This is a genomic window from Vibrio sp. 10N.261.51.F12, assembly GCF_041471725.1.
Classification (GTDB): Bacteria; Pseudomonadota; Gammaproteobacteria; order Enterobacterales; family Vibrionaceae; genus Vibrio.
The window spans coordinates 360,678-383,241 of record NZ_JBFROV010000016.1 but is presented as its reverse complement, the minus strand read 5'-3'; the positions used below and the strand labels follow the sequence as shown (position 1 = coordinate 383,241).

At 46.2% G+C, this 22,564-nt stretch carries 21 protein-coding genes; 17 read left to right on the top strand and 4 right to left on the bottom strand.

Going from position 1 to position 22,564, the window contains the following annotated elements; all coding sequences use genetic code 11:
• Nucleotides 1–104: 104 nt before the first annotated feature.
• From pspF to AB4405_RS11960, 6 genes are all read left to right on the top strand, one after another.
• A complete protein-coding gene (gene pspF, locus AB4405_RS11985; RefSeq protein ID WP_372060951.1) occupies nt 105–1,178 on the top strand; it encodes a phage shock protein operon transcriptional activator in 1,074 nt (357 codons plus the stop codon).
• A 140-nt stretch (nt 1,179–1,318) separates the two neighbouring features.
• Nucleotides 1,319–2,938, top strand: a complete 1,620-nt coding sequence (gene sapA, locus AB4405_RS11980) for an ABC transporter substrate-binding protein SapA (protein WP_372060949.1) — start codon at nt 1,319–1,321, stop codon at nt 2,936–2,938.
• Entirely contained in the window at nt 2,938–3,900 is a 963-nt protein-coding gene (locus tag AB4405_RS11975; RefSeq protein WP_102471491.1) for an ABC transporter permease subunit, read from the top strand. The genes sapA and AB4405_RS11975 overlap by 1 nt, the downstream gene beginning before the upstream one ends.
• Nucleotides 3,887–4,774 carry a putrescine export ABC transporter permease SapC gene (gene sapC / locus AB4405_RS11970; protein ID WP_372060948.1) on the top strand — a complete coding sequence of 296 codons (888 nt, stop codon included), beginning with the start codon at nt 3,887–3,889 and terminating at the stop codon, nt 4,772–4,774. The genes AB4405_RS11975 and sapC overlap by 14 nt, the downstream gene beginning before the upstream one ends.
• On the top strand, nt 4,774–5,769 hold the full coding sequence (locus AB4405_RS11965) for an oligopeptide/dipeptide ABC transporter ATP-binding protein (RefSeq protein ID WP_102471489.1): 996 nt from the start codon (nt 4,774–4,776) through the stop codon (nt 5,767–5,769). Before sapC ends, AB4405_RS11965 begins: the two co-directional genes overlap by 1 nt.
• Nucleotides 5,766–6,551 carry an ATP-binding cassette domain-containing protein gene (locus AB4405_RS11960; RefSeq protein ID WP_102471488.1) on the top strand — a complete coding sequence of 262 codons (786 nt, stop codon included), beginning with the start codon at nt 5,766–5,768 and terminating at the stop codon, nt 6,549–6,551. The genes AB4405_RS11965 and AB4405_RS11960 overlap by 4 nt, the downstream gene beginning before the upstream one ends.
• 197 nt (nt 6,552–6,748) lie before the next feature.
• Here AB4405_RS11960 and rluB read toward each other — a convergent pair whose 3' ends face one another.
• From rluB to rnm, 3 genes are all read right to left on the bottom strand, one after another.
• Nucleotides 6,749–7,684: a 23S rRNA pseudouridine(2605) synthase RluB gene (gene rluB / locus AB4405_RS11955; protein WP_102471487.1), complete on the bottom strand. Its 936-nt coding sequence runs from the start codon at nt 7,682–7,684 to the stop codon at nt 6,749–6,751.
• A gap of 142 nt (nt 7,685–7,826) precedes the next feature.
• Nucleotides 7,827–8,447: an L-threonylcarbamoyladenylate synthase gene (locus tag AB4405_RS11950; protein ID WP_372060947.1), complete on the bottom strand. Its 621-nt coding sequence runs from the start codon at nt 8,445–8,447 to the stop codon at nt 7,827–7,829.
• 70 nt (nt 8,448–8,517) lie between these two features.
• Nucleotides 8,518–9,390 (bottom strand): RNase RNM, encoded by an 873-nt coding sequence (rnm, locus tag AB4405_RS11945; RefSeq protein ID WP_102471485.1) that lies wholly within the window; start codon nt 9,388–9,390, stop codon nt 8,518–8,520.
• Between the two features lie 364 nt (nt 9,391–9,754).
• Between rnm and AB4405_RS11940 the strand changes: the two genes are divergently transcribed.
• From AB4405_RS11940 to AB4405_RS11890, 11 genes are all read left to right on the top strand, one after another.
• Nucleotides 9,755–11,320: an anthranilate synthase component 1 gene (locus AB4405_RS11940; protein ID WP_372060945.1), complete on the top strand. Its 1,566-nt coding sequence runs from the start codon at nt 9,755–9,757 to the stop codon at nt 11,318–11,320.
• Between the two features lie 12 nt (nt 11,321–11,332).
• Nucleotides 11,333–11,950, top strand: coding sequence for an aminodeoxychorismate/anthranilate synthase component II (locus AB4405_RS11935; RefSeq protein WP_372060984.1), 618 nt, complete (start codon nt 11,333–11,335; stop codon nt 11,948–11,950).
• Nucleotides 11,951–11,984: 34 nt separating this feature from the next.
• A complete protein-coding gene (gene trpD / locus AB4405_RS11930) occupies nt 11,985–12,983 on the top strand; it encodes an anthranilate phosphoribosyltransferase (protein ID WP_102471482.1) in 999 nt (332 codons plus the stop codon).
• Between the two features lie 16 nt (nt 12,984–12,999).
• Complete coding sequence (trpCF, locus tag AB4405_RS11925; protein ID WP_372060943.1) at nt 13,000–14,364, top strand: bifunctional indole-3-glycerol-phosphate synthase TrpC/phosphoribosylanthranilate isomerase TrpF; 1,365 nt, start codon at nt 13,000–13,002, stop codon at nt 14,362–14,364.
• 49 nt (nt 14,365–14,413) lie between these two features.
• Nucleotides 14,414–15,604, top strand: coding sequence for a tryptophan synthase subunit beta (gene trpB / locus AB4405_RS11920; RefSeq protein WP_372060942.1), 1,191 nt, complete (start codon nt 14,414–14,416; stop codon nt 15,602–15,604).
• Nucleotides 15,604–16,410 carry a tryptophan synthase subunit alpha gene (gene trpA / locus AB4405_RS11915; protein WP_372060941.1) on the top strand — a complete coding sequence of 269 codons (807 nt, stop codon included), beginning with the start codon at nt 15,604–15,606 and terminating at the stop codon, nt 16,408–16,410. Before trpB ends, trpA begins: the two co-directional genes overlap by 1 nt.
• Before the next feature lie 309 nt (nt 16,411–16,719).
• Nucleotides 16,720–17,979, top strand: coding sequence for a dicarboxylate/amino acid:cation symporter (locus tag AB4405_RS11910; RefSeq protein ID WP_102471478.1), 1,260 nt, complete (start codon nt 16,720–16,722; stop codon nt 17,977–17,979).
• A gap of 301 nt (nt 17,980–18,280) precedes the next feature.
• Nucleotides 18,281–18,853, top strand: coding sequence for a septation protein A (locus AB4405_RS11905; protein ID WP_102471476.1), 573 nt, complete (start codon nt 18,281–18,283; stop codon nt 18,851–18,853).
• Nucleotides 18,854–18,941: 88 nt separating this feature from the next.
• Nucleotides 18,942–19,343 (top strand): acyl-CoA thioester hydrolase YciA, encoded by a 402-nt coding sequence (gene yciA, locus AB4405_RS11900; RefSeq protein ID WP_372060939.1) that lies wholly within the window; start codon nt 18,942–18,944, stop codon nt 19,341–19,343.
• A 120-nt stretch (nt 19,344–19,463) separates the two neighbouring features.
• Nucleotides 19,464–19,760: a YciI family protein gene (locus AB4405_RS11895; RefSeq protein WP_372060937.1), complete on the top strand. Its 297-nt coding sequence runs from the start codon at nt 19,464–19,466 to the stop codon at nt 19,758–19,760.
• Between the two features lie 5 nt (nt 19,761–19,765).
• Nucleotides 19,766–20,185 carry a GspS/AspS pilotin family protein gene (locus tag AB4405_RS11890; RefSeq protein WP_372060935.1) on the top strand — a complete coding sequence of 140 codons (420 nt, stop codon included), beginning with the start codon at nt 19,766–19,768 and terminating at the stop codon, nt 20,183–20,185.
• Nucleotides 20,186–20,249: 64 nt separating this feature from the next.
• On the opposite strand, the gene metE is transcribed toward AB4405_RS11890, so the two are convergent.
• On the bottom strand, nt 20,250–22,532 hold the full coding sequence (gene metE, locus AB4405_RS11885) for a 5-methyltetrahydropteroyltriglutamate--homocysteine S-methyltransferase (protein ID WP_372060982.1): 2,283 nt from the start codon (nt 22,530–22,532) through the stop codon (nt 20,250–20,252).
• Nucleotides 22,533–22,564: the final 32 nt, after the last annotated feature.

Below are 22,564 nucleotides of genomic sequence, written 5' to 3'. Positions count from 1 at the left end.
TATATATAACAACCACCTATGAGAATACTCGCATTTTCACATCAAACTGCTAATATGGTTTTACCAACTATTGGTAAAAAAAACCAATCTTTAAGGACCCTACCATGGCTCAGAACCTTATTGGTGAATCCCCTTCTTTTCTTTCGGTACTTGATAAAGTATCAAAGCTGGCTCCCATTGAGCGACCGGTATTAATTATCGGAGAGCGCGGCACTGGTAAAGAACTGATCGCCCAGCGTCTTCATTACCTTTCCACTCGCTGGGATAAGCCACTCATCTCTCTCAATTGCTCGACGCTCAGCGATGGCCTTATTGATTCTGAATTATTTGGCCATGAATCAGGGGCGTTTACGGGCGCTAAAGGCCGACATTTAGGCCGCTTTGAGCGCGCAGAAAATGGTACGTTGTTTCTTGATGAACTCGCGACTACGCCTTTATCTGTCCAAGAAAAACTATTGCGTGTTATCGAATATGGCCAATATGAACGCGTCGGTGGCATGAAAGCGCTCGAGGCCAATGTCAGGCTCGTTTGTGCCACGAACGAAGACCTTCCAGCCTTGGCAGAAAGAGGAAAGTTTCGCGCCGATCTGCTCGATAGGCTTGCTTTCGACGTTATCCAGTTACCTCCCTTACGTGCGAGACAAGAAGATATCGCATTACTTGCTGAATATTTCGCGATTAAGATGTGCCGCGAGTTAGGCTTACCTCTGTTTGTCGGATTTACGAGCAAAGCGTGGCAAAGTATCCATGCCTACCCTTGGCCAGGTAACGTCAGAGAATTAAAGAATGTCATCGAGCGTGCGGTGTACCAACATGGCACAAGCGAACATCCCATTGATTCGTTGGTTTTTAATCCGTTTCTCAATACGTTCTCTTCTCTTTCTTCCTCTGATTCAGACAATCGTGATGCCCCCCCTAAAGAGATGCCATCTCGTGATGGGCAGCACCGCGATGCTACTCAGGTGCTCAAAACAGCTGAGAGTATGCCTACCGCCGCATCGAGTCCACCAACCGTGACGTTCCCAATTGACTTTAAACTGTGGCAAGAGGAACAATCCTTAACCATGGTTCGCACAGCGTTAGATGAAGCACAATACAATCAAAGAACCGCCGCTAAAATGCTGAGCTTAAGCTATGATCAGCTAAGAGGCCTCGTGAGAAAGCACAAACTAATATGAAGGCGCTCAAAGAGTCAGCATCAAAGCAAACAAAATCGTCGATAACTACTTGTCGTTATTGGTTAAACCATCCAATTAGTGGTAAATTACTCTGTTCTCAGTACAGATATTGCGTTCACTAAAATGAATGTAGCGTGTTTATGAAGGCATTACTAAAACTATCCATAGCAATTTGCAGCGTTGCACTAGTCACCGGCTGTGAAGATAAGGTCGATCACACAAAAATTCGTCAAGACGGTTTTGTGTACTGTGACCAAGGTCGCCCAAGTACATTTAATCCTCAATTGGTGGACGGTGGCATCATTGTCGAAGCGATCGCGCCTCAATTATATGACACGCTATTAACGCTCAACCCTGGCACTCACCAACCGGTACCAAACCTTGCAAAAAGCTGGACGGTTGACGAAACCGGTACGGTTTATCACTTTAACTTGCGTGATGACGTCCAGTTCCAAACAACCGAGTGGTTCACTCCGACGCGTCCGTTAAATGCTGATGATGTCGTATTTAGCTTCAATCGTATTTTAGACGAAAACACTCCCTATCATCAGGTTGGAGGGAGTGTTTACCCGTGGTTTGCTGGCATTAACTTTTCGGCACTCGTTACCAGCGTCACCGCACTCGACGTCAATACCGTACAATTCACATTGTCTAAACCCGACAATTCATTTTTGTCGAATATTTCCACTGCTCATGCCCCTATTTTTTCCGCTGAATATGCCAAGATATTGCTAGACAGTAATAGTAAGCAAAGGATTGATACCTACCCTGTGGGCACCGGCCCATTCTACCTCGATGAATATCAAGTATCAGACTTAGTACGCTTAAAACGCAATGAACAGTATTGGCGTGGCCCTGTCCAGATGAAGCAGGTTGTTTTCGACATCTCCCACCGAGGTGCAGGCGCGCTAGCCAAATTGCTGCGTGGGGAATGTGATGTCCTAAATTCACCCGTATCAAGCCAAATACCAGTGATACTCAACGAAGACTCTGTGGTTTTACAAGCCAAGCCCGCAATGAACGTCTCGTTTATCGCCATTAATACCCAACACGGCGCGCTAAGCGACGTGAGAGTGCGGAAGGCGATTAACCTCGCGATTAACCGAGATAACATATTAGAAGCGGTTTATTACGGAACGGGGGAGAAAGCCTATACCCTACTTCCACCAAGCTCTTGGGCATACCAAAAAGACCCCACTCAAATTCGCTATGACCGAAACTATGCGATGGCTTTGCTACGTGATGCTGGATATGCCAATGGCTTAGAACTGACGCTAGCGGTGCCACTTGAGCCGCGAGTCTATAACCCGAGCCCGCGAAAGACCGCTGAGCTGATTCAAGCCAACCTTGCCGATGTCGGTATCACCCTTAATCTGCTCACCGACGAACGCGTTGACCGCAAAGAGTTGTCAAATATCAAAGCGGTCGATCTTCTGTTGACTGGTTGGGTGGGCAATACTGGCGACCCTGATAACTACCTAAGACCCCTATTGTCTTGTTCGTCAAAGCGTGAAGGACTTAACCTATCTATGTGGTGTAACGACGATTTTGATTTTTTGTTAGACCTAGCACTGGAGGTCAGCGAGCCCCGTTACCGAGCCAATCTTTATCGACAAGCGCAAAATATTTTATATGACCAGGTCCCCGTCATTCCACTAGCTCATGGCCAAAAATATCAAGCTCACAATGACGATCTAACTGGCTTCCGTACTAGCCCGTTTAATACTCAGCCTTTTGATCAAGTCGTGAGGTTAAAATAATGTTCTGGTATGCCGTTCGCCGACTTAATCTATTTGTTATTACGCTACTGATCTTGACATTGGTCGGCTATAACCTTATCCGCCTAGATCCAAACTCAATTTGGACGACCAAAGAGTTCCTACCTGGCTGGATAAGCTACGTAACACAGCTTACTAAGCTTGATTTTGGCCTTACCAAAGCAGGCGTTCCTATTATTGATGAGCTGTCTGCTGTATTGCCAGCCACATTAGAGTTGTGCTTTGCCGCCTTTATGATTTCGGTTTTTATTGGCATCCCAGCCGGTACCATTGCTGGCATGAAAAAGGGCAAATGGCTCGATAACATTATCTCATTCTCATCGATGGTCGGGTATGCCGCACCACTGTTTTGGATTGCACTGTTGATGATTATGTATTTCTCTCTTAATTTTCAGTGGTTTCCGGTAGCAGGACGCTACGACTTGTTGTACGAAATTGACCATGTCACGGGGTTTGCTTTGATTGATGCTCTACTGTCCGATGGGCCCTATCGACGTGAAGCACTGCAAAGCGTCATTGAACATATGATTTTGCCTTGTTTTGTACTCGCGTTATCCCCAACCATGCAGGTAATACGCATGATGCGCACCTCTGTTACCGAGGTCATGGCGCAGAACTATATTCGTGCAGCGCGTATCAAGGGTCTATCTAACTATGAGATAGTAAAAGAACACGTACTCAGAAACGCCATCCCGCCTATCATACCGAAACTGGGTGTACAGCTATCCAGTATGATTACGCTCGCCATTATGACGGAGTCCATCTTTAACTGGCCCGGCATAGGGCGTTGGCTTCTCGACGCCCTATCAAGTCAAGACTATGCATCCATTCAAGCTGGCGTAATGGTAGTGGCTAGTATCGTACTGACGGCAAGCATCTTATCCGATATTCTCGGAGCCATGATCAACCCGCTGGTGAGGAAGGAATGGTATGCTGTCAGATAATATTTACCAAGAAGAACGCATCCCCACTCAGCTTGAGCGCTTTTGGCGCAGCTATCGAAGCAACAGCTTGTCTATGTTTGGGTTATGGTGCTTTGCTCTTATCATTATCATCACCCTATTGTCGCCTTGGATCGTCCCCTACGACCCAATGGAACAAAGCTCTTACCTGCTCATCCCACCGTCTTGGGATCCTGCGGGTACCGTAGATTACTTTTTTGGTACGGATGATTTAGGTCGAGATATCTTGTCACGGATTGTCGATGGCTCTCGGTTGTCTTTTGGTGCTGCTGTATTAATTACCGTGCTTTCCGCGGTAATTGGCTGCTTCATTGGTATCCTTGCCGGTATGACCAAAGGCTTGTTATCCAGTATTTTAAATCATTTACTCGATACGGTTATGTCGATACCTTCATTGTTGTTGGCCATCATATTCGTCGCGTTTTTGGGGCCTGGTGAATACAATATTTTATTGGCAATATGCTTGGCGCTAATCCCTCGCTTTGTTCGTTCCGTCTATGTCGCTGTTCATACGGAAGTTGAAAAAGATTACATCATGGCTGCTCGCTTGGATGGCGCGAACGACTTTTATTTATTGTGGAACTCTATCTTGCCAAACATTCTCTCTATTATTGCAGCAGAATTTACCTTCGCCTTATCCATTGCCATTCTCGATATCACGGCATTAGGTTTCTTAGGCTTAGGAGCCCAACCACCGAGCAGTGAATGGGGTTCTCTGCTCGGCGATGCGGCTGAATTACTGTATCTCGCACCATGGACCGTGATTTTGCCAGGCTTAGCTATCTTATGTGTTGTTGTCGTCGTTAATATTGTTGGCGAAGGCGTGCGCAGCGCGCTGAACGCGGGGGTAGAATAATGCCTGTATTAGATATTCGTCACTTAACGATTGAGATCGAGACACCGCAAGGCTTAGTAAAAGCCGTTGACCGAATGAGCTTCACCATCAATGAGGGCGAAATTCGAGGCCTCGTTGGAGAATCGGGATCAGGAAAAAGTTTGGTGGCAAAAGCCATTCTAGGCGTCTGTAAAGAGACGTGGCGCGTATCCGCTGACCGAATGCGTCTTGGCAATATTGACCTACTGCAGCTCACCCCTCGAGAGCGTCGACGAGTCATTGCTCGAGACGTCGCGATGATATTTCAAGAGCCCTCCACCTGCCTAGATCCATCAGAGGAAGTCGGTCGACAACTTATTGAATCCATTCCGTCACGCTCTTTTGACGGTAAATGGTGGGAGCGATTTAAATGGCGTAAAAAACAAGCCATAGCGCTTCTTCATAAAGTCGGAATCAAAGAACATACGCGCGTCATGCACAGTTATCCTTATGAGTTAACGGATGGTGAGTGCCAAAAAATCATGATTGCAATGGCCATCGCCGCCAAACCAAAACTGCTCATTGCCGACGAACCAACCAATGATTTAGATCCGATTACACAGTCGCAAATACTGCGTTTATTGAGCCGTATGAATCAACTCAATAACACGACGTTAATCTTGATTGGTCACGATTTAACGACCATCACTCAGTGGGCAACACGAATCACCGTGATGTACTGTGGACAATCCGTTGAATCGGCTGATACAAAAAAAATATTAGATACCCCTAAACACCCATATACGGTTGCATTGTTGAAAGCGATACCTGATTTTGGCGATTGGATCCCACACAAAGAAAAGCTGCAATCGCTACCAGGTTCCATTCCGCCACTCCAGCATTTACCTATTGGGTGCCGCCTTGGACCACGTTGCCCTTATGCGCAGCGACAATGCGTTGAAATTCCGCCAGTAAAACGCGTTAAAAATCACAAATACAGCTGCCACTTCCCTCTGAATACGGAGAAAAAAGCATGAGTGCCTTGCTAGAAGTCACTGGATTAAAAAAAGACTTTGTCACTCGCTCAAAGCTGTTTCAGAAGAAAATACAGCATGCCGTCAAACCCGTAAGCTTTGAACTAGAAGCCGGACAAACGATTGGCTTTATTGGTAAGAATGGCTCCGGGAAATCGACGTTGGCAAGAATGTTAGCTGGCGTTGTAGAACCGAGTGCGGGTGAAATCAGGGTCAATGGCGACCTACTGGAACATAAGGATTACTCAACACGTTGCAAATTAATCCGCATGATTTTCCAGGACCCTAACACCTCGTTAAACCCTAGGATTCAGATTGGTCGGATTTTAGAAGGCCCGCTTAAACGAAATACGAATATGCCTCCAGAAGCCCGTATGCGCCGCGTAAAAGACACGCTGGTTCGTGTGGGGTTACTTCCAGAACATGCTTATTTCTATCCTCAGATGCTGGCGACAGGCCAAAAACAGAGAATCTGTCTAGCGAGAGCGCTCATTTTGCAGCCATCGATTATCGTTGCAGACGAGGCATTAAATGGTCTCGATATGGCGATGCGATCGCAGATAATTAACCTATTTTTGGAACTCCAAGAAGAAATGGGTGTGGCTTTTGTGTATGTGTCACAGCATTTAGGCATTATAAAACACATCACAGACAAGGTGATCGTCATGCATGAAGGGGAAGTGGTCGAAAGTGGCAGCACTCAAGACGTATTGACCAGCCCGCAGCACATTGTGACGCAAAGAATGGTAGAGAGCCATTTCAATAAGAAACCGGTATACCGCTAGGTCAGGCGCGTATCTTGCGCGAGAGACGATTAACCACGCGTGAAATATTAGCAAGTCCTGCCTTGATACAATTGCCGGTGATAGATGCCACTGGCAAGTACCTTCTCCACCTAGATACATTAAGTGACTGACAAACAAAAAGCCAGTTAGCGATGCTAACTGGCTTTTTCAAATCTATTTAATAAAACGACGCTAGATTAGCGAGTTTTAGATCGTGCGCTTTGTTCGCCTGCACTTTTCTTATTGCGTCTCTGCTGATTACTACGGCCTTTTGAAGGTGTATTCACACGTTCTTCATGACGACGTACTGCACGACGAATTTTTTGGCTACGTGAACGTTCACGTTGACGAGACGTATTCGCACTATTCAGATCAAGAAGCGTTTCTTTCTCTGGCTTTAGCTCAACTAATTCACGCAAGTAGTTAACATCTTTTAACGTTAACTCAGCCCAACCGCCACGAGGCAGTTTTTTATCTAAGTAGATATCACCGTAACGAACACGCTTCAAACGACTCACGGTTGTTTCTTGTGATTCCCATAGACGACGAACTTCACGGTTTCGGCCTTCGTTGATCGCAACGTAGAACGTGTGGTTCATACCTTCGCCACCTGCGTAAACAACGTCTTCAAAACGAGCCATGCCGTCTTCAAGTTTCACGCCGTGTACCAAGTTACGGATCTTACTTTCTGTCACATCGCCGAATACACGTACTAGGTACTCACGTTCGACTTGACGACTTGGGTGCATCAGTCGATTTGCCAATTCACCATCAGTAGTGAACAGTAACAAACCCGATGTGTTTGCATCCAAACGACCGACTGAAATCCAACGCGAACCGCGGATTTTAGGTAAGCGATCAAATACCGTACGACGACCTTCAGGATCGTGACGTGTACAAAGCTCACCTTCTGGCTTGTAATAAGCCAAAACTCGACAAACCACTTCTTCTTGTGCTTTTGCCGATACAGTATGACCGTCAATACGAATAATCGCACTGTCGTCTTCAAGGCGCTCACCCAGTTTTGCCACCTGACCGTTGACACTCACTCGCCCAGACTTGATTAATGTTTCAAGTTCACGACGGGAGCCATGGCCTGCGCGGGCAAGCACTTTTTGTAATTTTTCGCTCATCTACCTACCTATAATGTCGTCTTCACAGACGTCGAAACCAGATATTGCGATCGTTGAAATCGCGGTCGCGTATTATCGCAGAGAAATTGTGCAGAAGCACCCTATTTCTTGCGATAAGTCACGCCAATATCCAACTCGATGCTTATTCAAAGGGTGCAGAATCGCCTGCACCTAAGCGGAGCACTTTCGCTTCATCGTCGCTAAAGTCAATCACCGTCGTAGGTTGCTCACCAAGATAACCTCCGTTTAAGATCACATCAACTGCGTGTTCAAGCTTATCTCGAATATCTTCAGGATCAGACTCGGTGACATCACTGCCTGGCAAAATCAATGATGTTGACATGAGTGGCTCACCTAAAGCTTCCAGCAAGTCCAACGCGATTCGGTTATCTGGTACTCGAATACCAATGGTTTTTCGCTTTGGATTCATCAAGCGACGCGGTACTTCCTTAGTCCCTTTAAAGATAAAGGTATAAGGCCCTGGGGTATTACTTTTAAGCAATCGGAATGCCGTATTGTCCACTCGTGCATACAACGAGATTTCCGAAAGATCACGGCACAACAAAGTAAAATTATGCTTATCGTCAAGACGACGAATCTGGCAAATACGTTCTAAGGCTTGTTTATTTTCAAGCTGACAACCAAGTGCATACCCTGAATCGGTCGGGTAAATGACAACACCACCGTTTCGAATAATGGCAACCGCTTGACTGATCAAGCGTGCTTGTGGGTTGTCTGGATGTACATAAAAAAATTGGCTCATTGTTATTCCTTCAGCTAAATACTCTCGTCGCAACCTTCCTTGTTGTTCAACATCAAGAGCTTAAATAATTCTATTTTTCGGCACTCTGACTTTCAAGCGTCGTTGCCGTTTGTAAAGACAGTCTATCCCATACCGGTTCGACACCAGATGGCAGCCATAAATTACGGCCAAGCTCAGTCCAAGGTGATGGATAATGAAAGTCCGAACCTTGCGAAGCTAATAGATTGTATTGTATCGCATAATCTGCAAGGTTGCGCCTTTCTTGCATACTTTGTTGTGGCAAAGCGACTTCCATAGCGTCACCATTCGCTTCAGAGAAAGCGGCGAGCAAACGCTTGAGCCACTTGGCCGTAAGTTGATAGCGACCGGGATGAGCCAGGACAGCGACCCCACCAGCCTGATGAATGGCCTCGACGGCATCACTGATCAAACACCAGTTGGGCGGTACATAACCGGTGTTATTTCTCGTTAAATATTTCTTGAACACCTGCTGCATATTCTTGGCATAACCGTGCTCAACAATCCATTTAGCAAAATGAGAACGTGTTATTGGTGCACCATCAGCGATGGCTTTCACTTCTTCAAGCACACCTGGTCGAGTCGCCTTTTCCAATCGTTCCGCCATCAGTTCAGCGCGCTCGGCACGTCGTGCCTTTTGCGCTTCAATTAAAGACAACAAATGAGGGTTATTCATATCGACACCAAGGCCCACCACATGAATATCTTTATTTTGCCATACCGTTGAAATTTCAATGCCATTGACAAGCTCAATGGGTAGTTGACGCGCCTCAATCAGCCGGTGAGCTTCAGGCAACGCATCTAATGTATCGTGATCAGTAATCGCGATGATTTTTACGTTAAACTCGATCGCTCGCTCTAGAAGCGCTTCGACGGATAATCGCCCATCCGATGCGGTAGTGTGACTGTGCAGATCTATCTTCATTTTATTTATAATATTGGTTGACTTTAATGCCATGAACTAGTTAACTAGTACGCAGGTAAAAATTAAGAGTAATGCACGTATGGTACAAGAAATTCAACCAATCCAAAAACCCCAAATCAGCGTTCAACGCTCTGTTGGTGATTGGTGGCGCACATGGAGTCATTCCAAGTGGGCTTTTTTACGTGCGTAAAAAACAAGTAGATTTAATACTAGCCCACTCAAACGAGTGGGCTTTTTTATTTTTTGGTTTAACTGATTAACTATGCGGCAATTTGGACCGATTCAACGTTGGGCAAACGTTTTAATTGTGCGAGTATGGAACACAATTGTTGCATGGACAGATTGAAGATTAAGAGGAGGTTTTGTGAACAAAGCCATTACAATTCAAAAACAAGGTCGTCTAGAGGTGCTTTCATTACAAGTACCGTACGCGAAAGACCCGACAAAGCTGTTTCATACACTTTGTGAAAACAAGACCGACAGCCTACTCCTTGAGTCAGCCGAGATCGAATCGAAGCAAGACCTGCAAAGTTTGCTTATTGTGGACTCTGCGGTTCGTATCGTCTGTGAGGGTCATATCGTTCGCTATGAAGCACTCACCACGAATGGCGAAAACTTGCTAGAGATACTCGCAGGCAATCTTTCTTCTGATATCCGACACATTTTAAAACCAAAAGAGCTAATCGTTCATTTTGAAATGCCGAACAATCAACTTGACGAAGACTCAAGGCTTCGAGAAGCATCTTCATTTGACGCACTTCGGTTAGTGCAACACAGCTTTGATATAACTGGACTGAACAAAAATGCGATTTTCATGGGTGGCCTTTTTGCCTATGACCTCGTGGCACAATTTGAACCTCTTGGCGATGCGACCCAATCGAACCAATGCCCCGACTACGTGTTTTATGTGGCGGAAAGCTTATTGGTTGTTGATCATCAGAAGAAGTCATGCGAACTACAAACTACCTTGTTTAACCATGATGACGATGAACTCGCGCGCATTCGTGAGAGAATGAGTGACATCAGCACACAATGTGACAACCTCAAAGCCTTGCCGACTGCCATCAAGGTCACTGATAACCAAGAAGTCGCCAGCGTCTCCGATGAAGACTTTTGCCAAACGGTTAGAGACCTAAAAGAATACGTCGTGCGTGGTGACATCTTTCAAGTCGTTCCGTCACGCCGATTTACACTCCCATGCCCATCGCCATTAGTGGCATATAAAGAGCTGAAGAGAAGCAACCCAAGCCCTTACATGTTTTATATGCAAGATGAGCTGTTTACGTTATTTGGTGCCTCTCCTGAGAGCGCCCTAAAATACTGTTCACAAAGCAACCAAATCGAAATCTACCCAATCGCCGGTACGCGACGCCGTGGGAAAAACCCTGACGGTTCAATTAACAAAGATCTCGATAGCCGTATGGAACTAGAGTTGCGCTGTGACATGAAAGAGAACGCTGAGCACATGATGCTGGTAGATTTGGCTCGCAATGATGTGGCTAGAATCTCCGAACCAGGCACACGTCATGTCGCCAGCCTGCTGCAAACCGACCGTTACAGCCATGTCATGCACTTAGTCTCAAGGGTTGTCGGTCAGTTGCGACTTGACCTCGATGCCCTTCACGCCTACCAAGCTTGTATGAATATGGGCACCTTAACTGGCGCACCGAAAATCCGAGCAATGCAGCTTATTCGTCAAGTAGAACAGCAAACACGCGGCAGCTACGGCGGCGCGGTTGGTTACATGAATGGTATTGGCGACATGGATACCTGTATCGTCATCCGCTCAGCGTATGTTGAGAACGGTATTGCACAAGTCCAAGCTGGCGCCGGAGTAGTATTCGATTCCGACCCACAAGCTGAGGCTGACGAAACACGCGGCAAGGCCCAAGCGGTTATCTCTGCCATCAAAACTGCGCATCAGGAGTAGTAACGTATGAACATGACTTCCAATGCGACACCCGCACATTGCGCCAATATCGTGTTTGTCGATAATTTCGACTCATTCACCTACAACCTTGTCGATCAGTTTCGAAGCCTTGGCCATAATGTCACCATCTATCGAAACCACATCTCGGCAGAAACCATCGCACAAGCGGTGCTTCAACTTGATAACGCCGTGGTTGTTTTATCGCCAGGCCCCGGTGCGCCCTCTGACGCAGGTTGCATGCCAGCACTCATTCAACAACTCAAGGGGCAAGTGCCGATGATCGGTATCTGCCTTGGTCACCAAGCTCTCGTAGAAGCTTATGGTGGTACGGTCGCTGGTGCGGGTGAGATTCTGCATGGCAAAATTTCCATGATGGCGCATGACAATCATGCGATTTATCAAGGACTGCCTTCTCCACTGGCGATTGCTCGCTACCACTCATTGGTCGCGACCCATGTTCCCGATAGTCTTGAGGTGACGGCGCAAGTCGATGGTTTGGTCATGTCGATTGCTAACGAACAAGACCGCGTGTGTGGCTTTCAATTTCACCCAGAGTCCATTATGACCACCCATGGTGCGACGTTACTTGGTAACGCCATCGAATGGGCTCGCGCGCACCCATTGCGTTAATCAAACAACTCAACGAATTTAAGGCATCGTAATTATGGAAAATATCATTAATAAGCTTTATGACCAGCAATCACTGAGTCAAGAAGAAAGCCAACAGTTGTTTGATACCATTATCAAAGGCGAACTTGACCCTATTTTGATGGCAGCAGCGTTAACCGCGTTAAAAATTAAGGGCGAAACACCCGACGAGATAGCTGGCGCAGCGAAAGCTCTGCTCGCCAATGCTAACGCTTTCCCTCGCCCCGACTATGACTTTGCCGACATCGTGGGCACGGGTGGCGATGGCGCAAACACGATTAATATTTCCACGACAGCGGCATTTGTGGCGGCGGCATGTGGGCTTAAGGTTGCAAAACACGGCAATCGAGGGGTATCAAGCAAGTCAGGTTCATCCGACTTACTTGATTCCTTTGGTATCAATCTGGCAATGAGCCCAGAAGATACACGCAAGGCTGTGGATGATATTGGTGTCGCTTTTCTATTTGCACCTCAGTATCACGGCGGCGTTAAGCATGCGATGCCAGTACGTCAAACCATGAAAACACGCACGATCTTTAATATCTTAGGACCACTCATCAATCCAGCTCGTCCAAATATAGAGCTGATGGGCGTATATGACGCAAAACTGGTTCGCCCAATAGCGGAGACCATGTTACAAATGGGTATGAAGCGTGCTGCCGTTGTTCATGGTAGCGGCTTAGATGAGGTCGCCATACATGGCGAAACGTTAGTCGCTGAAATTAAAGATGGCGTCATCACGGAGTACACATTAACACCTGAAGATTTTGGTGTGAATCCACATCCTCTGGAGGCTATCAAGGGTGGCGAGCCAGAAGAAAATAGAGCCATCATCACCGACATGCTGACCGGAAAAGGTACAGAAGCTCAACTCGGCGCGGTCGCGGTTAACGTGGCACTTCTAATGAAGCTTTTTGGCTTTGATGATTTAAAAGCCAACGCTCAACAAGCCATTGATGCGATGAATTCAGGCAAGGCTTACGAACTCGTTAAACAACTCGCTGCGCGCGGTTAAGAAATAGGAACTAGGAATGGAAACGGTACTAGCAAAAATCGTCGAAGATAAACGAGTCTGGGTTGAAGCCCGCAAACAGTCACAACCACTTGCAAGCTTTCAAGCGCAATTGGAACCATCAGATCGCCACTTCTATGATGCACTGTCAACAGGAAAGACCGTGTTCATTCTAGAGTGCAAGAAAGCCTCACCTTCTAAGGGATTGATTCGAGAAGACTTCGATCTTGATTACATTGCATCGGTATACAATAACCATGCAAGTGCCATCTCTGTCCTGACTGATGAAAAGTACTTCCAAGGTAACTTTGACTTTTTGCCACAGGTACGCAGCCAAGTAACGCAACCGGTCATCTGTAAAGATTTCATGGTCGATAGCTACCAAGTCTACCTCGCGCGTCACTACAAAGCCGATGCTATTTTATTGATGCTATCGGTCCTTAGCGATGAAGAGTACCGTGAACTCGCCGCTGTCGCGGAGTCACTTAATCTCGGTATTCTTACTGAAGTAAGTAATGAAGCAGAACTAGAGCGTGCCATCAACCTACAAGCTCGTGTCGTCGGTATTAATAATCGTAACCTACGTGACTTGTCTGTAAACCTTGATCGAACGAAAGAGCTTGCGCCAAGCCTTCCGGAAGGCACGATCATTATTTCTGAGTCTGGCATCTATAATCATCAACAAGTACGCGATTTATCTCACTATGCAAATGGCTTCCTAATAGGTAGCTCGCTAATGGCAGAAGACAACCTAGAACTGGCCGTGAGAAAAGTGCTACTCGGTGAAAACAAGGTGTGCGGCTTGACGCACGCCGATGACGCCGCAAAAGCCTATCAGGCGGGTGCAGTAAAAGGAGGCCTTATCTTCGTTGAAAAATCGCCACGCTACGTCGACTTTGAATCGGCAAGAATGGTGATGAGTGGTGCGCCACTTGAATTTGTTGGCGTGTTTCAAAACCACACTACAGAAGTGGTGGCAAATACGGCTAACGAATTAGGCTTATCAGCGGTGCAATTGCATGGTGACGAAGATCAAGCCTATGTCGAGGCATTGCGAGCTCAGCTCCAATCCGACATCGCAATTTGGAAAGCTCACGGCGTGAAAGATGCCCTACCTGACTTTTCTGCCATCGATGTCGACCGCCATCTATTGGATGCTCAAGTCGGCAACCAAACCGGCGGTACGGGTCAACGCTTTGACTGGCAGTTACTTCACAACACAAACAACATCATGCTCGCTGGTGGGTTGTCTCCGGATAACATCAAAGAAGCGAGTCAGTTAGGCTGTATTGGGCTCGACCTAAACTCCGGCGTGGAATCAGCGCCAGGGAAAAAAGACGCCAACAAGCTAAGCCAAGCATTTACACTAATTAGAGATTACTAATACTTGCTCACCTGCGGGTATAACCAAAATTAATTAAGAGGACACTACCATGGCGAAACTGGATGCCTATTTTGGCGAATATGGTGGGCAATTTGTTCCACAAATTCTTGTACCAGCGCTTGATCAACTTGAACAAGCCTTTATCGATGCACAGGATGATCCCAAGTTCCAAGCTGAGTTCATGGGCTTATTGCAAGAGTATGCAGGTCGTCCAACCGCTCTGACATTGACAAGAAACCTCACGAAAGGCACAAAAACCAAACTGTACCTAAAACGAGAAGATTTATTGCACGGTGGCGCGCACAAAACCAACCAAGTACTTGGCCAAGCCTTGCTAGCTAAGCGTATGGGCAAAAAAGAAATCATTGCAGAAACTGGCGCCGGCCAGCACGGCGTCGCAACCGCACTGGCATGTGCGCTGCTCGGCCTCAAATGCCGCGTTTACATGGGTGCTAAAGATGTTGAACGTCAAAGCCCGAATGTATTTCGCATGCGGTTGATGGGCGCTGAAGTGATTCCGGTTCACTCTGGTTCTTCCACGCTAAAAGACGCCTGTAATGAGGCGCTACGCGACTGGTCAGCAAGCTATGAAGAGGCGCATTACCTCCTCGGCACTGCCGCAGGTCCACACCCGTTCCCAACCATCGTGCGAGAATTTCAACGCATGATTGGTGAAGAGACAAAACACCAAATCTTGGCACGTGAAGGCCGCCTACCCGACGCTGTCATCGCCTGTGTGGGTGGGGGTTCAAATGCCATCGGTATGTTTGCAGATTTCATCGAAGAAGAAAATGTTCGCCTTATCGGTGTTGAGCCTGCTGGTTTGGGTATTGATACCGACCAACATGGTGCACCGTTGAAGCATGGTACAACCGGTATATTCTTTGGAATGAAGGCACCGCTTATGCAAGACCCTCATGGCCAAATCGAAGAGTCTTATTCTGTATCTGCGGGCTTAGACTTCCCATCAGTAGGTCCACAGCATGCGCATTTAAACGCAATCGGCCGTGCTGAATATGGAGCTATCACCGATGACGAAGCACTTGAGGCATTCCAACTTCTTGCCCGTCAAGAAGGCATTATACCTGCTCTCGAATCATCCCATGCGCTTGCTTATGCACTTCAGATGGCACATAACGAGCCAGAAAAAGAACAACTACTTGTCGTCAACCTATCAGGCCGTGGCGACAAAGACATCTTTACGGTACATGATATTTTGAAAGAAAAAGGAGTGCTATAATGGACCGTTATCAAGAACTGTTCCGTCGCCTTTCAGCAAAACAACAAGGCGCGTTTGTTCCTTTTGTTACCATCGGTGATCCTAGCCCTGAGCTATCTCTGAAAATCATGGAAACCTTGGTTGACTCAGGGGCTGACGCACTTGAGTTAGGTATGCCGTTTTCCGATCCTCAAGCCGATGGTCCAACGATTCAAGGTGCGAACATTCGCGCATTAGAAGCAAAGACCACCCCCACTATTTGCTTCGAGTTAATCGCAAAAATTCGAGCGAAATACCCTGAACTGCCTATAGGCTTGCTGATGTATGCGAACTTAGTGTACTCAAAAGGCATTGATGCGTTTTATCAAGAATGTGCTGCTGTCGGGGTTGATTCCGTACTTATTGCCGATGTTCCTACAGGGGAAAGCAAAGAGTTTGTTGCAGCGGCGCACAAGCATAGCGTGCACCCAATCTTCATTGCCCCACCAACGGCAACCGAAGAAACAATCAAACAAGTTGCACAACTTGGTGGCGGTTATACTTACCTACTGTCTCGTTCAGGCGTTACCGGTACTGAAACCAAAGCAAACATGCCAATGACGACCCAATTGGACAAACTCACTAAACACGATGCCCCTCCGTCGTTGCTTGGGTTTGGTATCTCAGAACCACAACAAGTGAAAGAGGCACTGAATGCCGGCGCTGCGGGTGCGATTTCTGGTTCTGCCGTCGTAAAAATCATTGAGCGCAACCTAGAAAACCCGCCACAATTGCTATTAGAATTAAGCGAATTTGTTGCATCAATGAAAGCAGCAACTCAGCGCTAACATACCTAATATTGTTCTTTAAAAAGTTGCACTCTGTGCAACTTTTTTTTTACATCCGCATCCTGTTGAAATATTGACACTCTCTATACACAACAGTCGAAACATACCAAACCTCAGGCGCAAACGTTTGCTATTGGCGGCTTTATCAGCAATCGAACTCTATTTTGTGCAGTTTTCTGCACTAATCGATTTCTAACGGTTGCTATGAGTGCTAATAAAGTGTAAAAAATCAATCGAAATATTAGTCTGCCATCTTCCGTTCAAGTGGAAGACTATACTGGGATATTAAATTTTTACAGCACAGAGGTTATGGAAGTGTTAAAAGACAAGTCATTACTAAAAAACATCGGAGTCCAAGTTGTCATCGCGATGATCTTAGGTACTCTCGTTGGTGCCATGATGGGTGAAACTGCAGCAATGTTTGCACCGCTTGGTACCATTTTTATCAATCTAATTAAAATGCTCGTGATTCCACTCGTTGCCGTTGCGCTTATATCTGGCGCTGCTGGGCTTGGTAATAGTAGTAATGCCGGTAAAGTGGGCATCACGACACTGGCATTCTTTGGTTTAACGTCTGCATTAGCCGTTGCTCTTGCCCTTTTCATGGGCGAAGTGTTTGAACCAGGTGTTAACATCGATACAGCTGGTATCGAAGGTATGTTCTCGACCGAGTATGCCGCTAAAGGTGACCTACCCTCTTTCTGGGCAACCCTAACCGGTATGATCCCAACTAACGTTTTTCAGTCACTAAATGAAGCGAACATCCTGCAGATTCTTGTTTTCTGCTTATTCTTTGGCATTGGCCTATCAAAGCTAACAGCAAATCGCCGTGACCCATTGCTTAACGGTGTCAACGCGATTGTTGATGTCATGGTATGGATGATCAACAAAGTCATGATCATTGCACCAATTGGTGTATTTGGTCTAATGGCTGAAGCTGTTGGCACCTTTGGTTTCGGCGCATTGATGGTCGTATTCAAACTATTTGTTGTCTATATCGCTGCGATTTTAGTGTTTGGTTTTGTGGTGTACCCGCTACTCATTCAACTCTTCACAAAAACATCAGCGAAAAAATTCCTTAGCGCAATGAAGAAACCGCAAGCCGTTGCACTCTCTACGGCCTCTTCAATGGCAACACTGCCTGTGACTATGGATACAGTTGAGAAAGAGCTTGGCGTTAAAAACTCTACGGCTTCTTTTGTTCTGCCGCTAGGCGCAACAATCAACATGTCAGGTAACGCGATTTACTATGGCCTCGTTGCTATCTTCTTTGCACAACTGTTCAACATCGACCTATCGATGGGTGCGTACGTGGCGATCATCGTAACGTCGACACTGGGTGCTGTTGGTCAAGCTGGCGTCCCTGGTCCTTCATTCCTCGTTGTTGCCGTACTACTTGCAGCGGGTATTCCTATTGAAGGTCTACCACTGCTCTTTGCTCTTGACCGAATCTTCGACATGATTCGTACCGCATTGAACATCACCGGTGATGCAGCGTGTGCGGTTATTGTTGACGCACTGGTTGAAGAGGAAGCGCAAGAATCTCAGCTACAAAAGCAAGAGGCTTAATCGTCTCGTTTTAAGTCATAGACTTGCAATAAACCAAAATGTAAATAAGGAGTTATGGTTATCCATCGCTCCTTTTTTTGTGCCATTCCCCTCGTCCCCAAGCAAACCTCTAATGTGCGTTTTGTTGGGGATTGGACTCTACTCATTTTAACCATTCTGGTTCATGCGTTTCAGGAATGGTTAAAACCTAGGTGATACCCCCTCTGCCCTTGTTATTGTTTCTAATTGTCTCTAATGGTTTTGTATTGAGCTCATTTTCGTTACACTGTCGGCAATTCTTAAAGTAAGGTTTGCATGAAACATGAAGCAAGTTATTGATTTTATTCCTCTGATTATCTTTTTTGTTCTGTACAAAATGCAGGATATTTATGTCGCAACAGGTGCACTCATCGCGGCAACGGCTGTTCAAATTATTTTGACCTACTTCCTCTACAAAAAAGTAGAGAAAATGCAGATCATCACCTTTCTAATGGTGGCGGTATTTGGCGGAATGACCATTTTCTTGCACGACGATAATTTCATTAAATGGAAAGTCACTATCGTCTACACTATTTTCGCCATCGGCCTTGCTGTGACACACATGATTGGTCGCAGCGCCATTAAAGGTATGCTGGGTAAGGAAATAACGTTACCTGACCACGTATGGGCAAAAGTAAACTGGGCATGGGTTGCTTTCTTCTCGTTCTGTGCGGGTCTCAATATTTACGTAGCTTACGAGTTCCCTCTAGACGTGTGGGTTAACTTCAAAGTATTTGGCTTACTGGCAGCCACGCTTGGCTTTACTGTTCTTACTGGCGTTTATATCTATAAATACATGCCGAAAGACGCCGAAAGCAAAGCCGTTAAAAAAGAGAATGAAGACCATACGTCTTGATTCATTGAGTGGATTTTGTATACTCCGCTCACTATCTGAATTGCAGCGACCTTAGGGTCGCTGTTTTGCTTTTTGGACACTTATAATCATGACAAATACAATCACAACGACCCCCAAAGGTCAGCTAATCATCCGCACACTGGCTATGCCTGAAAATACTAATGCTAACGGCGATATTTTTGGGGGCTGGATTATGTCACAGCTCGATCTTGCTGGCGGTATTCTAGCCAAAGAGATTTCACATGGCCGAATCGCGACCGTGTCGGTATCCGGTATCACATTCAAGCACCCAGTGAAAGTTGGGGATGTGGTGTGTTGCTATGGTGAGTGCACCAAGATTGGCAATACATCAATGTCGATCAATCTAGAGGTTTGGGTTAAACCGGTGACACTAGAGGGCGTTGGTGAGCGCTATCAAGTCTGTGAAGGCACTTTCCATTACGTTGCCATTGACGGAAATGGTCGACCACGACCAATTAATCCAAATTAAGTGACAGTGGACATGACATTTACATAAAAAAATGACATCGTAGGTAGAGAATTTTATAACTATCTCTTGTTATCACTATCTATTGTTATAACACTGCTTAACGATTTGAAGGATCCAAATATGTGGTATGTCATTTTTTCTCAAGACGTTGAAAACTCCTTAGAGAAACGTATGAGTGTTCGCTCACAACATCTAGCCCGACTTCAAGAGCTTCAAGATGAAGGACGGTTGTTGACCGCTGGGCCTATGCCAGCAATTGATAGCGAGAACCCTGGTGACGCAGGCTTCACCGGTTCGACGGTTATTGCGGAATTCAACTCACTTGCTGACGCGCAAGCATGGGCCGATAGCGACCCTTACATTGATGCTGGTGTCTATCACAGCGTCATCGTAAAGCCTTTCAAAAAAGTATTTTAACCATTATGAAGACTCAATTAAAAAAACGCTTTCTTTGGATATCGCTTGCAGCGGTTGCGGCATTAACGGGTTGTTCGAGTAAAGGTGATGACGAACAACGTCAACTTGAAATGCTGGCACAAAGCCGTGCCAGTGTCCTGTCCTCCGGCTTGCCGATCGAACAGGGCCCACTCTCTATAATGAAAGCCTCCGCTAACAAAGGTGTAGTAGAGATCATGATGCTCTACAACACCGATGCGCAAGGCGCTAAGCCCATTGACCAAGTTCTACGTAATAGTATGAATTTTTACTGCACCGACCGAGAAGTGAAAGCCAACCTTGATCTAGGCCTGGCGTATCGAATTATGATGCGTAATACGCGTGGACAAATGATGGTCGACCAAATTGTCACCAAGCAATATTGTGATAAACCTGATACGCCTTAAAGATTCGCTCATTAAAAAGGCTTGCATCTGCAAGCCTTTCTTTATTTTGCGTCCATCAACGACCTTAAGCTAGCGTTGTTCTTAAACGCTTCGCCGCTTCCACAAGATGCGTTAACGCCGTTTCGGTCTCAGCCCAATTTCGAGTTTTTAATCCGCAATCCGGGTTAACCCATAAACGCTCAACTGGAATACGGGTCGCCGCTTTCTCGATCAGTTGCTCAATCCATTCGACTTCTGGTACGTTTGGCGAGTGAATATCATACACCCCAGGCCCAATTTCATTGGGATAATTGAATGCTTCAAACGCGTTAAGTAACTCCATATTTGAGCGCGATGTTTCGATAGTAATGACATCAGCATCTAGCGCAGCGACCGAATCAATTATTTCGTTGAACTCGCTATAACACATATGTGTATGAATCTGGGTTTCTGGTTTAGCACTCGCCGCGGAGATTTTAAATGCGTTCACGGCCCAATCCAGATACGTACTGTGGTCTTTTGCCTTAAGCGGCAGACCTTCACGGATCGCAGGTTCATCGATTTGGATAATATTAATACCAGCACTCTGAAGGTCGCTCACCTCGTCTTGCAATGCAAACGCCAGTTGGTTGGTGATCGTTTCACGGGAGACATCTTCACGAGGGAACGTCCAGCATAAAATCGTCACAGGCCCGGTTAACATGCCCTTCATCGGTTTGTCAGTCAGTGATTGCGCATAACATGTCCAATCGACAGTCATTGCTTTTTCTCGCTCAATATCAGCAACAACAATAGCGGGTTTGACACAGCGTGAGCCATAGCTTTGCACCCAACCAAATTGCGTCGTTTGGAACCCTGAAAGATTCTCTGCAAAATACTCAACCATGTCATTACGTTCCGCTTCACCGTGAACCAGCACATCAAGACCAATTTTTTCTTGGCGCTCAACGGTATCTTTAATAAAGCCCTGGATCCTCTCACGGTACTGCTGTTGCGTAATATCACCACGTTTAAACGCTGCCCTTGTTTTTCTTACGTCAGCCGTTTGCGGAAACGAACCGATCGTCGTCGTCGGCAACAACGGCAGCTTAAGCACTTCTTTTTGATGATGAGCACGCTCTGCATAAGCAGCGGATCTCTCGGAATCTTTATTTGTAAGACCGGCAATACGTTGCTGAACATTGGCCTTGTTGACCCAAGCGGACAATTCTCGGTCGATGATAGGCTGGCTATACTGGGCACAATATTCAATGGCGTCGACATCACCTTCCAAGGCACGCGCTAACCATTTCACTTCAGCGACTTTTTGTTTAGCAAAGGCAAACCAATTCTTTGTTTCCTCCGTTAGCTTAGTCTCGAGTTCCAGATCAACAGGGCTGTGCAACAATGAACATGATGTCGCTATCCAGAGTCGCTCACCAAGTTGTGCCTTCGCTTCTTTCAAAGCACTCAGCTGACTATGAAGATTAGCCCGCCATACATTACGCCCGTTGATTGCACCAGCAGAGAGGACCCAACCGTTTGGCAAGGCTTGTACAACCTCTGCAAGTTGTTCTGGCGCCGCAGCTAAATCGATATGCAAACCATCGACGGCTAAATCGGTAATAGTGGGAAGTACATCGACAACCGAATCAAAATACGTTGTTAGCAACACTTTAACGTCACTTCGTATGACTTGATAAGCCAACTTAAAGCTATCCAACCATTTTGCATCGAGCTCTAAGGCCAAAATCGGTTCATCAATTTGCACCCATTCCACGTTGAGTTTTTCTAATTTTGCAAAGATCGTTTGATAAGCCGTCAGTAATCTCGGCAATAGTGTTAGGCGATCAAAGCCTTCCTCCACTTCTTTGCCCAAATATAAGTAGCTCAAAGGTCCAAGCAAAACAGGCTTAACGGTATGACCTTGTTTTTGGGCTTCACTAATCTCATCAAACAACTGTGTCCAACTCAACTCAAATTTATCTTCCGACGTAAATTCTGGCACGATATAATGATAGTTGGTATTGAACCATTTTGTCATGTCTGAAGCCGCCTCACCTGAACACCCACAATTTACTTGTGATTGGCCCCTGCCCACTCGAAACAGGGTATCCAGATCGGGAAAACCATTTTGATGACGCTTTGGCACATGGCCAAGGAGCAAACTGGTCCCCAGCACATGGTCATACCATGCAAAATCCCCTGCCGTAGCAAACGATAGTTGGTTGTCTTTTTGTAGTGCCCAGTTTTTCTTTCGAATATCAGTGGCGACCTGTTGCAGTGCTTTGACATCGGTTTCACCTTTCCAATATTGCTCAAGCGCAAACTTTAATTCGCGTTGCTCGCCAACTCGTGGGTAACCTAGGATATGTGTCGTTGTCATGATGATGTTCCTTATTGAGAAGTCCAGATGGCCAA